The organism is Bradyrhizobium sp. B120 (assembly GCF_049075665.1).
Lineage (GTDB): Bacteria > Pseudomonadota > Alphaproteobacteria > Rhizobiales > Xanthobacteraceae > Bradyrhizobium.
On sequence record NZ_CP185242.1, the window covers coordinates 4,203,035 to 4,216,837 of the forward strand.

Consider the following 13,803-nt stretch of genomic DNA (forward strand, 5'->3'; position numbering starts at 1 on the left):
GGAAGAACAATTGCTTGCACAACCGTCTTCGCACGACTGTCAAAACGCTGAGCAAAACTCACCGCGGCAGACGCGGCTCCGCCGGGCGCAGCATTGTTACACTGGGAGGACATCAGATGGACTTGACACGACGCCACGCTCTCGCAGGCGCTGCCGGCATCGCCGCCGCACCGTTGCTGCCTGCCGTTCCTGCGGTAGCCGCCGCGCCCGTCGCCGACAAGCAGGCGCCGGGCTTCTATCGCTACAAGGTCGGCGACATCCTCGTCACCGCGGTGTCGGACGGCAAGAACGTCTTCAAGCTGGAAGATTCCTTCATCCCGAATGCGAAGCGGGACGATATCAACGCGGCGCTGGAGAAGGCCTTCATGCCGCGCGACTTGGTGTCGATCTGGTACGCACCGCTGGTGCTCAACACCGGCGGCAAGCTGGTCGTGATCGACACCGGCAATGGCGCGCTGGCGAAAGCCAGCACAAAGGGCGCCAGTGGCCAGTTCGCCGACAATTTCGCCGCAGCCGGCTTCGATCCGAAGAATGTCGACATGGTCGTGATCTCGCACTTCCATACCGACCACGTGAACGGCCTGCTGACGGCGGAGGGCACGCCGGCGTTCCCGAATGCCGAAGTGCTGGTGCCGGCGACCGAATGGAAGTTCTGGATGGACGACGGCGAGATGAGCCGGGCGCCGGCCGGCCGCATGCAGGGCCTGTTCAAGAACAACCGCAATATCTTCGAGGCCGGCCTGAAGAAGAAGGTCACGCCCTACGAGTGGGGCAAGGAGATCGCGCCGGGGCTGACCTCGGTCGAGACCGTCGGCCACACCCCGGGCCACACCTCTTACGTGCTGGCTTCGGGGGCGGACAAGGTCTTCATCCAGTCCGACGTCACCAACAATCCGAACCTGTTCGCGGCCAATCCCGGCTGGCATGCGTTCTTCGACCAGGACGGCGACGTGGCGGAGAGGACCCGCCGCCGGATCTACGACATGGTGGTCGCGGAACGGCTCCAGGTGCAGGGCTATCACTATCCGTTCCCGGGCCTCGGCAATGTGGTCAAGGACGGCAACGGCTACCGCGTCGTGCCGGCGCCGTGGAATCCGTCGATCTGAGCGGTTTTCCTTGACGCAAAACGGGCGCGGCTTTATAGCCGCGCCCATGATCAACGCCGCGACCATCATCATCGCCCGCCGCCGCCGCATTCTCGCGGTATGGGCGGTCGCTCGCGTTTAAGACCATCGCCTCTGCCGCCGGATCTCATCCCGCGGCGCTCTCCTGAAAAAGACACGCGGTTCGATCTGGCGGCTCCTTCGTCATGCAGGAGCTTCGACCATGTATACGCCACCGCCCTTCAAGCCTGACCGCGCCGCGAGCCTTGCGTTCGCGGAAGCGCGCGGTTTCGGCATCGTCTGCGCGTGCGACGGCGGCAAGCCGATCGCCTCCGCGCTGCCGTTCTATTTGAGCTACGCCGCCGACGGCACTCCGCGGGCGCTGTTTCATGTTGCCCGTCACAATCCGCTGGTAAAGCTGGCGCACGGGGGCCCCTGGCTGCTGGCCGTCACCGGCGCGGATGCCTATGTGTCGCCGGACTGGTATGTGTCGCCCGATCAAGTGCCGACCTGGCTTTACCAGGCCGTGCATCTGACCGGGCCGGTGCGGACCCTGTCGGACGAGGAACTTGCCGTTCAGATCGACGTGCTGAGCGCCAAGTTCGAGGACCGGCTGCTGCCGAAAAAGCCGTGGGTGTCGGGCAAGATGACCGCCGCGCGGCTGGAAGTAATGAAGAAGGCCATCGTGGGCTTCGAGATGACGGTGGAAGAGGTGGAGGGCAGCTTCAAGCTGAACCAGCACAAGTCTGAAACCGATTTCGCGGCGGTCGGCAACACGCTCGCATTGCAGGCCGAAGCCGGTGCCCGGGACATCGCGGCTTTGATGCGCGATGTGCGCCCGCAGGCTTTCGCAACGACACAAGCCGAGATGACTACGCTTCCGAGGAGCGAGCAATGACGAAGAAGAAAATCGGAATTTTGGGCGCGTCCGGCTACACCGGCGCCGACGCGGTGCGCCTGTTGGCGCGGCACCCGAATGCTGAAATCACCGCGCTTACCGCCAACACCCATGCCGGTAAGGCGATGAGCGAGGTGTTTCCTCACTTCTTCATGCTCGACCTGCCAAAACTCGTGGAATGGGAAAAAGTCGACTGGACGCGGCTCGATGCCGCGTTCTGCGGACTGCCGCATGGGACGACGCAAGAGATCATCGCCGCGGTGCTGAAGGCCAATCCCGGAATCAAGATCCTCGATATGTCCGCGGATTTCCGGCTGCGCAACAAAGACAGCTACGCGCAATGGTACGGCCATGAGCACCGGGCGCTCGAATTGCAGGACGAGGCCGTCTATGGGCTGACCGAACTCTATCGGGAGAAGGTCACGGCCGCGCGGCTGGTGGCCTGTCCCGGCTGCTATCCGACGGCGGTGCTGCTGGCGCTTGTTCCGCTGGCGAAGGCAAAGCTGATCGACGTCGACGATATCATCATCGACGCTAAGTCGGGCGTCACCGGCGCCGGACGCGGACTGAAACAGAACACGCTGTTCAGCGAGGCCGGCGAAGGGTTGTCGCCCTATTCGATCGGAAGCCATCGACACTCGGCGGAGATCGAGCAGGAGATCGGCGCAGCCGCTGGCTCGGCTGTGACAGTGAACTTCACCCCGCATCTCATTCCGATGGCGCGGGGTGAGTTCTGCACATCCTATGTCAAGCTCAATGGGGCTACGCCGGACGATCTGCGCGCCGAGCTGGAAAAGGCCTACGCCAACGAGCCGTTCGTATATGTGACGAAGAAGGGCGTGCTGCCACAGACGCAGAACGTGCGCGGTTCGAATTACGTTCAGATCGGCGTCGTCGCCGACCGGATCAAGAACCGCGCCATCGTGCTCTCGACGCTCGATAATCTTGTGAAGGGTTCGGCCGGACAGGCGATCCAGAATATGAATCTGATGTTCGGCTTGCCCGAAACCACCGGGCTGGAGCAGATCGCGCTGTTTCCGTGAGCGGGGGTTGTTGTCGTGGACGAGGACGCGCTCAATCTAACGATAACAGCCCCGGATTGGCGGCGCAGATGCGGCCAGATGTGTTAGCAAACGAAACGAACGAACTCGAAAGGAGCATGCCATGACCGTCACCGAGACCAACCAGCCGAAAACCAAGAGCGGTGCGACCAAGGCAACCGTGTTCGTCGACGGGGCGTCCGGCACCACCGGCCTCGGCATCCAGGAGCGGCTGAACGCGATCGGCGACGTCGCGGTGAAGCACATCGCCGACGACAAGCGGAAGGACGCGGGCGCCAAGCGTGCGCTGATGGAGGAGGTGGATCTCGTGATCCTCTGCCTGCCTGACGAGGCCGCCAAGGAGACGGTGGCGCTGATCGACACGATGGGCAATTCGGCGCCGAAGGTGCTCGATGCCTCGACCGCCTATCGCGTCGCGCCCGACTGGGCCTACGGTTTCGCGGAGCTCGCGCCCGACCAGGCCGACAAGATCCGCACCGCGCGGAAGGTCTCCAATCCGGGCTGCTATCCGACCGGTGCGATCGCGTTGCTGCGGCCGATCGTCGATGCCGGCCTGCTGCCTGCGGATTATCCCGTCACTGTCAACGCGGTGAGCGGCTATTCGGGCGGTGGCAAGTCGATGATCGCGAGCTTCGAGGACGGCTCGGCGCCGGCCTTCCACCTCTACGGACTCGGCTTCGAGCACAAGCACGTGCCGGAGATGCAGCTCTATTCGCATCTGACGCGGCGGCCGCTCTTCGTCCCGTCGGTCGGTAACTACCGGCAAGGCATGCTGGTCTCGGTGCCGCTGCAACTCGATGCGCTGCCGGGCAAGCCTGATGGTGCCGACCTGCAGGCTGTGCTGGCGAAGTGGTATGCCGGCAGCAAACACGTTTTGGCGATGCCGCTGCAAAACGAAGCGGCGAAGGATGGGCGGATCGAGCCGGAAGCGCTCAACGAGACCAACCAGCTCGAGCTTTATGTGTTCGCCAGCGACAAGCACCGCCAGGCGGTACTGGTCGCCCGGCTCGACAATCTGGGCAAGGGCGCCTCGGGTGCCGCGGTGCAGAACATGCGGCTGATGCTCGGGCTTTCCGACAGCTGACGGCGAGGGGCGCATCGTGGACGACGCCACGCTGCAATTCTACCGGCGCAATGCCGAGGCCTATGCCGGGTGGGCGAAAGCGCCGTCCGCCCGGCTGATAGCTTTTCTCAAGCTGCTGCCGCCGGGCGGCGCGATCCTCGAACTCGGCTGCGGTGCCGGCAATCATGCCGCGGTCATGCTTGCCGAAGGCTTCGTGCTGCGCGCCACCGACGGTTCACCCGAGATGGCTGACGTCGCGGCACGGCGCATCAACCATCCCGTCGAGGCGATGCTGTTCGATGAGCTCGAGGACCTGGAGGCCTATGACGGCGTCTGGGCCAGCGCCTGCCTGCTGCATGTGCCGCGCGACGAGTTGGCCGGCATCCTCAGTCGCATCCATCGCGCGCTGAAACCCGGCGGCATTTTCTACGCGAGCTACAAGATCGGCCATGGCGATGGCCGCGACAGCATCGGCCGCTACTACAATTATCCCGCGGCCGACTGGCTGGCGGCAACCTACGCCGCGTCAGGGGCGTGGGTCCAGGTCTCGTCCGACACCAGCGAGATCAAGAGCTTTGACGAGGCGCCCGCGACGATGCTGCATGTCGTGGTGCGGAAGGGCGCGGCGTAACCCTCGTCATTTTCCAGCCTCCGGTTCCACGGTGGCGCCGTGGCAGATTTGCAGCCTCCGATAGACATCGCACGCCTATTGCGATATGATGTTCGTTTTCAGAACCATAGGTAGTACGCATTCTAAAGCTGCATTTTTGGAGGCTGGACTCATATGTACGAGGAACAGTTTCACATCCCGCCCGGTCCTGACGATCCGGTTCAAATATTTGTTTCATACGCGCACGACGACAACAGCGTGCCGCCCGGGCTGGAACCGGAGAAGGGGTTTGTGGCGGTCCTGATCAGCCACCTTGAATATATTCTCACGCGGCGAGGCCATCCGAGGCCGAAGATCTGGTGGGATCAGCGACGCATCGACAAGGCGGATCGCTTCGACAATATCATTCAAGAAGCGATCAAGCGGTCATCGCTGCTGCTGGTCGTGATGTCGACGAACTGGCTGTCCCGACCCTGGTGTCGCAGGGAACTGGAATTGTTCGCCAAGCGGCAGGACAGCACTGAACACATGGTTCTTGTTCGCGCCAACCATGTCGAGCCGGCCGAGCATCCCGGTGAATTGCAGAATATTCAGGGGTACGACTTCTTCAGCCTCGACGATTGGCGAGAGCCTGGCAATGAACGCTTCTTCGTTGATCAGGGCGAGATCTGCGACAAGCTGTTCACCAAGCATGTCTCCGAGCTTGGAAGCGTCGTCTGGCGCAGGGCGAGCAACGTTCGAAGGAAGATCGTCCCGCCACAGCCACCGCCGCCGCTTGCGCCGGCGAGCGGGGCCAAGATCAGTCCCCTCCGGGAACCGCGAACGATCTATCTCGCCAAACCTGCTCCGGATACGGCGGTGGTCTATGACCGTATTGCCAACGATCTCATGCGCGAGGGGTACCAGGTCGTACCGCCGATCGGCGAGAATATTCCAGCGGAATCGGCGGCGCGGGCGCTTCAGTTCGTGGACAGCGCGCTCGAGTCCGCCGAAGCATCGATTCATCTGCTTGGCGACAAGCCAGGATACAAGCCCGATGAATTGGATCACATCGTCCCGTTGCAGCTCGCGCGGGCGGGAGAACGGGCCAAGTTGCGCCCCACCAATCCTAACGGCGCACGGTTCACCAGGATCGTGTGGGCGCCCAAATCGCCTGAGGACGATTGTCGATTTCCGGCGGCAACGTTGCGTGAACCGATCACGGTGCTCGACAGATTTGACCACCATTGCGAAGGGGACCAACTCTACGGAGATGTTTTCAGCGCGTTTCAGAGCTACCTGAAGCGAGAACTCGAACGGCGCGTTCCTCCGAGCCGGACCGAGAGCATCGAGCAGGAGAGCTCTGGCTCGCGGATTTACGTTTGGCACCGCAAGGACGACCGCGAATTCGCGCGCAAGGTTCGCAAATGGCTGCGCGACCATGATGCTGAAGCGATCCTGCCCGGCAATGACGAGGATCCGGACCGGGACAAGCTCCATCGCCAGAATCTCGCCGATTGCAGCGCCGTCTTTCTGTGCTGGGCACAGGCGACTGACGTCTGGGCGAAAATGTCCGCCAGTCAGCTGCGGAGCTGGCGGGACCTTGGCCGGAAGGAAAGGTTCTCCGTCCGGGGACTGGTGCTGGGCCCGCCGCCGGGGGAGAGCAAGTCCGAGGACGACATGCCGTTGCCATCCGAGATCGACGAGGTCCTCGACTTGTCGCACGACAACCAGCTGATGCTTGATCGGCTTCAGCAGTTGCTTGATCGCTCGCGCGTCAGTCACGTGCGATGAGCTGGGTACGGCACGGTCTTTCCAATGATCAGCCGTTCCCCGGCTTACGCCCGTTCGACCACGAAGATCATGCATTCTTCTTCGGACGGCGCAGTCAGATCGCCTCGCTCTACGGGCTGCTGGATCGCAGCCGGTTCGTGGCCGTCATCGGCAGCTCGGGGTCGGGCAAGTCCTCGCTGACCAGAGCTGGCTTGCTGCCGGTTCTCGAGGAGGAGAACGAACAATCGCGGTCCGGCAAATGGGCGTGGTGTTCGATGCGGCCAGGTGACGCTCCGCTGGCGTCGCTGGCCGACGCCCTGGCGCATCTGGCCGACAGCCGCGACGTCGGCGGGACCACCTCGGATATTCGACGGCACCACATCGAGTATCAGCTGGGTCGGTCGAGTTTCGGTCTTGCCGATGCCGTGTCCGAGGCCGGCGTCGGTGCAGACGAGAAATTCGTTCTGGTCGTCGACCAGTTCGAGGAATTGTTCCGTTATGCCGACCGCCCGAGCGAGACGGAGGCCGACCGTTTGCGGGACGCCACCTCTCGGAGCGAAGCGAAGCGGTTTGTCGAATTGCTGATGGAAGGGCGACGCAGCGCCGACCGCGACATCCGCGTGCTGATCACGATGCGCTCGGACTTCATCGGCGCGTGCTCCGATTTCCCGGGTCTGCCGGAGGCAGTCAGCGCAACGCAATTTCTGGTGCCCGGACTGGAGCTCGACCAGATCGAGCAGATCATTACCGAACCGATCAAGCGCGCCGGGGCGACGATCGATCCTGCACTTGTGCAGCAACTGCTGACGGACGCGCAGGGAGAACCAGATCAACTGCCCGTGCTCCAGCACTGTTTGCTGCAACTCTGGCAGCAGGCCGGAGTGGTGGCTTCGCAGCCCGCGGAACCTGGTGAGGGTTACCCGTCGCTCGCTCGGCACATCGACCCCGGTTGTTACGTTGCAGTCGGCAAGATGTCCGGTGCACTTTCGGTTCATGCCGAGAAGCTGCTGCCGAAGCTTCGTGAAGAGGCCGTCGGGGCGGTGTTTCGGGCGCTGTCCGATATCAAGGATGGGCGGGCGATCCGTCGCGCCTTGTCATATGCGCAGCTTCGTGACGAGTGCGGCGTTCCAGACGAAGAGCTCCGCAGGATCGTCGACCTGTTTCGCGCCGATGACTGCTCGTTCCTCGTTACATCGCCGGCCGGGATCGCCAATGTAACGGACGATACGGTTATCGACGTCGGCCATGAGGCGCTGTTGCGCCGCTGGGAACGGATACGCGGCCTGCCGGGAGCGACCGGCGATGCCGGTGACAAGATGCCGATCGGATGGCTTGCGCAGGAGCAGAAGGACGGTCGGAAGTATCAGATGTTGCTGTCGATGCTCGATAGTGACCGCCGCAGCAACAAGGTCGAAGGCATCGAGCGACACTGGGATTGGTGGCGGAAAGGTTCGCGAACACCGAAATGGGCCGAACGCTATGGCGGCAATTTCGCAGGCGTCGAGGACATGCTGCGCCGCGGGCTCGCCTATCAGCGAAGATCCCGATTGTTGATGAGGTCGATGGCCGTTGCTGCCGGAGCGCTCGTCCTCTGGGTAGGGTATCTGCAATACCGTAATTACGTTGACACCAGGGAGCGAGCGACACAGCAAGCGCGTGCAGACGAGAACCGCCGGCTTGCAGACCAGAATTTCGCCAGATCGATCTCGAATGCACAAGCATTCCTCGACAGGACACTGGCGGCGCTCAACGCCGGCGATATGAAAATCGCGGCGGCGGTGAGCATGGAGGAGGCCGCGCAATCCGCCGTCAGCAGCATCCAGAACGCGGAAGGCCAGAGCGCCGTTCAACCTGGATTCGACCCGTCACCGGAAACTCTGTCGCTGGAGATCAAGCTCGACAACACCGCGACCGACATCCTCATCAGGAGCAAGAACTCGGAAGACGAGGCGCGCAAGCGCGCGGCAAGCGCGCTGCAGCTGGCCGAGAAGCTGGTCGTGCTGCAGCCAAACAGTGACGGCGCACAAAGTCTGCTTTATGAGAGCAAGTTCCGCTTGGCCGATGTGTTGGCTGAAAAGCAGTCCCAGACTGCGCTTTCGCTGTATCGCGAAGCCAGGGGTATTGCGCAAAAGCTTGCGGACAAGTCACCAGGCGACGGAGAGCGGCAGTATCACCTCGCCTTTAGCACGGTGAAGATCGGCGAAGTGTTCCGGGACGACCAGAAATACGGCGAGGCGCGACAGCAATTCGAACTGGCGTTGCCGGTCGCGGACAAACTTGCCGTCGATCATCCGGACAACCCCGTATGGGTGGCATATGCGCCGAATACGATGTCGAAACTCGCCGGCGTGATGGCCAGGCAATCGCCTCCCGACCTCGACCGGGCACTTCAATTGTATGATGCCGCGCTCCAGCGCCAGAATGGGTTGGCCGAACGTTTTCCAACAAACAGCGTGGTGATTTCGAACCGGATTACGACGCGGCGCGGCAGGGCCGAGGTTCTAGCCAGGAAAGGTGAGTGGGCCAAGGCGAGCGCCGAATTCGATGAAGTCGTTGCCGGCCGGGAAACGCTGGTCGACGCGGATCGCAACAACATGACGTCTCTCGAATATCTCGCCATGGACTACGAGAGGGCTGTCTCGTTGCTGTTTGGTCAACTCGATGCCGGTGCCGGCGAGGCTTCGATGCCGACCGCTGATCTCCTGAACAAGGCTGTCACCGTCGAGACCAAGGCACATGACGCGTGGCTGAAGCTTGCGAAGGTCGACCCGAAGAATTTGATTTGGCAGAAAAGCCTGACGGAGTCCGGCAAGAGGCTCGACGAACTGAAACTGCGTCTAGGCACGATCCAGGCGTCTCAGGAACCTGCACGACAGTGATCCGGGCGTGGTCGAACGCGACCAAGCCCGTCACGGTGCCGGACGGCAGCCTACAAGATCTTGAAGATCGCGAGCGCCAGCACCGCCTGCGCGATGAAACCGACCGTGAAGGCCAGGGTGCGGAACACCGGCAGGCCGAGCGTGTAGACGATCAGATGCGCGACGCGGGCCCAGAAATAGACGGCACAGGCCAGCACGGTCCATTTGGTGGAATAGTCGGCCGCGTTGAGGATCAAGACCAGCGGCGCGAAGATCACGAGATTTTCGACCGCGTTGTCGTGGGCGAACATCAGCCGGTTGGCCCATTCCGCGTGTGGTTTGTCGTTGCGCGTGGGATTGCCCATGGCGCCGGAGAGGCCGCGCACCTGGCAGCGGTTGATGATGTAGGGGATCCACAGCAGCCCGGTCAGGATCACCGTCAGCGACAGCCAGAACAGTTCGCGCGTCATCGTCTCCCCCTCACGTGAATTCGATTCCCGACCGTCGGGACCATCTGTTTATAGCTGAGCGGAAGACCTCGCGCTACGCGAAGACTTTGCGCTTACGCGAAGACTTTGAGCTACGCGAAGATCTGGCGCTACGCGCGGACGCGGACATAGCTGCCCGGAGCGTCCTCGAGCGCCGACACCCCGTTCGAGCCCACGATGCGTGCCGGCACCGTCTCCGGATCATGGCTTTCCAGCCAGCCGCGCCAGTCGGGCCACCACGAACCCTTGTGTTCCTCGGCGTCCTTCAGCCAGTCGGCGAGCTTCATGTCCTTGATGTTGTCGTTGGTCCAGTACTGGTACTTCTTCGAGGCCGGCGGATTGACCACGCCGGCGATATGGCCGGAGCCGGACAGCACATATCTCACGGGGCCGCCGAAGAACTGCGAACCGTAGAGCACCGATTCCGCCGGCGCGATGTGATCCTCGCGTGCCGCGAGGTTGTAGACCGGCACCTTCACCTTCGACAGATCGAGCAGCGTGTTGTCGAGCACCATCGTGCCGGTCGACAGCCGGTTCTCCAGATAGCAGTTGCGCAGATAGTAGGAGTGGTTCGACGACGGCATCCGCGTCGCGTCCGAATTCCAGTGCAGCAGGTCGAACGAGGAGGGCGACTGACCCTTCAGATAATTGTTCACGACATACGACCAGATCAGGTCGTTGGAGCGCAGCATGTTGAAGGCCATCGCCATCTTGCTGCCCTCGAGCACGCCGGATTCCTGCATGTCGCGTTCCAGCGCCGAGATCTGGTCCTCGTCGACGAACACCAGCAGGTCGCCGGCGTGGGTGAAGTCGACCTGCGCGGCAAAGAACGTCGCCGACGTCACGCGCTGACGGCGCTTCTCGGCGAGATAGGCCAGCGTCGAGGCGAGCATGGTGCCGCCGACGCAATAGCCGGCGGTGTGCACCTTCAACTCGCCGGTGACCTTCTCGATCACGTCCATCGCGGTCAGCGGGCCCTCGGTCATGTAGTCGGCCCAGGTCTTCTTGCCGAGCTCCTTGTCCGGATTGACCCACGAGATCACGAACACCGTGATGCCCTGGTCGACGCACCATTTGACGTAGGATTTCTCGGGGCGCAGATCGAGGATGTAGAACTTGTTGATCCATGGCGGCACGATCAGGAGCGGCGTGCGCAGCACGTTCTCCGTCGCCGGCGAATACTGGATCAGCTGCATCAGCTCGTTCTGGTAGATCACCTTGCCCGGCGTCGTCGCCATGTTGATGCCGACCTCGAGGTTGGCCGAGTCGGACTGGCGGATCCGCAGCGTGCCGTGGCCGGCCTCGATATCCTCGGCCAGCATCTTCATGCCGCGGACCAGATTGTCGCCATTGGTCTCGACGGTGGCGCGCAGCACTTCCGGATTGGTCAGCACGAAATTCGACGGCGCCAGCGCGTTGGTGATCTGCTGGACGTAGAATTCGGCCTTCTTGCGGGTATGCGGATCGATCCCGTCGGCGTCGTGGACCAGCTGCTGCGCCCATTTCGCGGTCAGCAGATAAAGCTGGAGGATGAAGTCGAAGAACTGATTCGACTTCCACTCCGGATCCTGGAAGCGCTTGTCGCGCGGGGCGGGCGCGATCGCCGGCTTGGCGTCGGCTTCGCCGGCCATGCGGCGCACGGCCGATCCCCAGAGATCGAGGTAATCCTTGCCGAGCTGCATCTGCAGCGAGGAGGCGCGCTCCTTGTCGGCCAGCCAGTATTCGGCGATCACGCTGAAGGTCTTGATGACCTCACCGAGCTCGTTCGGCGGCTTGTCGCGGACTTCCCCGGTCTGGCGCGGCTTGAGATAGGCTGCCAGCGCCTGGCCGCTACTCTCCATCGCCCGCGCGATGTTCATGGCGAAGGCTTCGGCGTTGAATTTCGGGGCGGCTTGGGTGTCGGTACTGACGTTGCTCATCTGAAGGACAATATCGCGTCGTTTGGAGGGCGTCATCGCGCGGTGCGGTAGCGAAAATCAGTCAAAAGCCGATGATTCGCTCTGTTGCGGTGCGATAAAAAAATCTTTGTTCCGTCATATTGAAGCCTCAGGGGTCGCATTTGGTGTTCACGCTTTAAGCGTTTCGGGCGACAATGGTTTGAAACGGCTAAAGCCAGGATTAGATGCAGCGGGGACGCTGCAAGGCTCGTACCAGTGCGACCCGTGTCGGCAACGTGCGACGTGCGCGCTAGCTTGTTGGGGAAAATTCGGCGCATGCCGATCGATCGAATAAACAGGGGGCTCGCGGCCGCAGCTCTGCTCGCGTCGATGCTGGCGCTGAGCGGGTGCTCGAGCACGATTGCCGATATGGCCATGCCGGCCGATGCGCCGGCGCGGCAAAAGGATGCCAACGGCTACCTCCCGGTGCACGATATTCCGCCCGACCGCGCCGATCCGACGATCAAACCGGCGGATCAGGCCAAGATCGAGCAGGAGCTGGTTGCCGCGCGCGATCGCCAGGCCCAGGCTCAGGCCTCGACGGCCGCCCAAAGCGGGAAGTGAGCGCGCGAGATCGGCCGATCAGCGCTGGCGCCGCCCGGCGTCCGTGCTAAAAGAAACCCAATTCAACCGCAGATCCGGCCGCTGTCCCCAGACCGTGCGCCCGAATTCGCTCTAAATCATTGATTCAGCGCGATTTCTGTAAGAGGCCGAGCCGGCTTCCGCAAGTCAACCAAGGGGGACGATTCTGGCATTGCGGTTGTCGGAGCAAGGGTCCCATGGAAGATTTTTACCGCATTCGCCGTCTGCCGCCTTACGTCTTTGAAAAGGTCAACCAGGCCAAGGCGGCCGCGCGCAATGCCGGGGCCGACATCATCGACATGGGCATGGGGAACCCGGACCTGCCGACCCCGGCCCACGTCATCGAGAAGCTCAAGGAGACGCTGGGCAAGCCGCGGACTGACCGCTACTCGGCCTCCCGTGGCATCAACGGCCTGCGCAAGGCCCAGGCCGCCTATTATGGGCGCCGCTTCGGCGTCAAGCTGAACCCCGATACCCAGGTGGTTGCGACGCTCGGCTCGAAGGAGGGGTTTGCCAACGTTGCGCAGGCGATCACCGCGCCCGGCGACGTCGTGCTGTGCCCGAACCCGAGCTACCCGATCCATGCGTTCGGCTTCCTGATGGCGGGCGGCGTGATCCGTTCGGTGCCGTCGGAGCCGACGCCGCAGTTCTTCGAGGCGGTCGAACGGGCGATCCAGCATTCGATTCCGAAGCCGATCGCGCTGATCGTCTGCTATCCGTCGAACCCGACCGCCTATGTCGCGGACCTCGACTTCTACAAGGATCTGGTCGCGTTCGCGAAGAAGCACGACATCTTCATCCTGTCGGATCTCGCCTACGCCGAAGTCTATTTCGACGAGAACAATCCGCCGCCGTCGGTGCTGCAGGTGCCCGGTGCGCTCGACGTCACCGTCGAATTCACCTCGATGTCGAAGACGTTCTCGATGGCGGGCTGGCGCATGGGCTTTGCGGTCGGCAATGAGCGCATCATCGCGGCACTGGCGCGGGTCAAATCCTATCTCGATTACGGCGCCTTCACGCCGGTCCAGGTGGCGGCGACCGCGGCGCTGAACGGTCCCGACGATTGCATCCGAGAGATGCGCGACACCTACCGCAAGCGCCGCGACGCGCTGGTCGAGTCATTTGGCCGCGCCGGCTGGGATATTCCGCCGCCACAGGCCTCGATGTTCGCCTGGGCGCCGCTGCCCAAGGCGTTCGAGGCGGTCGGCAGCATGCAGTTCGCAACCTTGATGGTAGAGAAATCCGGCGTCGTGGTGTCGCCCGGCGTTGCGTTCGGCGAGCATGGCGAAGGCTATGTCCGGATCGCGATGGTGGAGAACGAGCAGCGCATCCGGCAGGCCGCGCGCGGCGTGCGCCGCTTCCTTGAAAGCGGCATCGAAACGTTGCACAACGTCGTTCCTCTCGCCAACCGGCGCTAATCCTCCAGGTTGCTTAATCTCCAGGTCCCTTAA

Annotated in this window: 11 protein-coding genes; 9 read left to right on the top strand and 2 right to left on the bottom strand. The window is 62.7% G+C overall.

Annotation, left to right across the window (positions count from 1 at the left end; translation table 11 throughout):
• The first annotated feature begins 116 nt into the window (after positions 1-116).
• The 7 genes from ACOIX3_RS19045 (at position 117) to ACOIX3_RS19075 (ending at position 9,366) form a co-directional block, all read left to right on the top strand.
• Positions 117-1,106 (top strand): MBL fold metallo-hydrolase, encoded by a 990-nt coding sequence (locus ACOIX3_RS19045; RefSeq protein ID WP_420971371.1) that lies wholly within the window; start codon positions 117-119, stop codon positions 1,104-1,106.
• Positions 1,107-1,326: 220 nt separating this feature from the next.
• The gene (locus tag ACOIX3_RS19050; RefSeq protein ID WP_420971372.1) at positions 1,327-2,001 is read left to right on the top strand and encodes an FMN-binding negative transcriptional regulator; all 675 of its coding nucleotides are present in this window, start codon (positions 1,327-1,329) and stop codon (positions 1,999-2,001) included.
• Positions 1,998-3,044: an N-acetyl-gamma-glutamyl-phosphate reductase gene (argC, locus tag ACOIX3_RS19055; protein ID WP_420971374.1), complete on the top strand. Its 1,047-nt coding sequence runs from the start codon at positions 1,998-2,000 to the stop codon at positions 3,042-3,044. The genes ACOIX3_RS19050 and argC (ACOIX3_RS19055) overlap by 4 nt, the downstream gene beginning before the upstream one ends.
• A gap of 121 nt (positions 3,045-3,165) precedes the next feature.
• Positions 3,166-4,146 (top strand): N-acetyl-gamma-glutamyl-phosphate reductase, encoded by a 981-nt coding sequence (gene argC, locus ACOIX3_RS19060; protein WP_420971376.1) that lies wholly within the window; start codon positions 3,166-3,168, stop codon positions 4,144-4,146.
• Between the two features lie 16 nt (positions 4,147-4,162).
• Complete coding sequence (locus ACOIX3_RS19065; RefSeq protein WP_420971378.1) at positions 4,163-4,756, top strand: class I SAM-dependent methyltransferase; 594 nt, start codon at positions 4,163-4,165, stop codon at positions 4,754-4,756.
• Positions 4,757-4,909: 153 nt separating this feature from the next.
• Positions 4,910-6,508, top strand: a complete 1,599-nt coding sequence (locus ACOIX3_RS19070) for a toll/interleukin-1 receptor domain-containing protein (protein WP_420971379.1) — start codon at positions 4,910-4,912, stop codon at positions 6,506-6,508.
• Complete coding sequence (locus ACOIX3_RS19075) at positions 6,505-9,366, top strand: tetratricopeptide repeat protein (protein WP_420971380.1); 2,862 nt, start codon at positions 6,505-6,507, stop codon at positions 9,364-9,366. The genes ACOIX3_RS19070 and ACOIX3_RS19075 overlap by 4 nt, the downstream gene beginning before the upstream one ends.
• Before the next feature lie 50 nt (positions 9,367-9,416).
• Here the strand turns inward: ACOIX3_RS19075 and ACOIX3_RS19080 are convergent, their stop codons facing one another.
• Positions 9,417-9,815, bottom strand: a complete 399-nt coding sequence (locus ACOIX3_RS19080; protein WP_420971381.1) for an MAPEG family protein — start codon at positions 9,813-9,815, stop codon at positions 9,417-9,419.
• A 128-nt stretch (positions 9,816-9,943) separates the two neighbouring features.
• On the bottom strand, positions 9,944-11,752 hold the full coding sequence (locus ACOIX3_RS19085) for a PHA/PHB synthase family protein (protein WP_420971382.1): 1,809 nt from the start codon (positions 11,750-11,752) through the stop codon (positions 9,944-9,946).
• A 294-nt stretch (positions 11,753-12,046) separates the two neighbouring features.
• On the opposite strand from ACOIX3_RS19085, the gene ACOIX3_RS19090 reads away from it, so the two are divergent.
• Both ACOIX3_RS19090 and ACOIX3_RS19095 read left to right on the top strand, forming a co-directional pair.
• Positions 12,047-12,334 (top strand): hypothetical protein, encoded by a 288-nt coding sequence (locus ACOIX3_RS19090; protein ID WP_420971383.1) that lies wholly within the window; start codon positions 12,047-12,049, stop codon positions 12,332-12,334.
• A gap of 215 nt (positions 12,335-12,549) precedes the next feature.
• Positions 12,550-13,770 (top strand): LL-diaminopimelate aminotransferase, encoded by a 1,221-nt coding sequence (locus tag ACOIX3_RS19095; protein WP_420971384.1) that lies wholly within the window; start codon positions 12,550-12,552, stop codon positions 13,768-13,770.
• Positions 13,771-13,803: the final 33 nt, after the last annotated feature.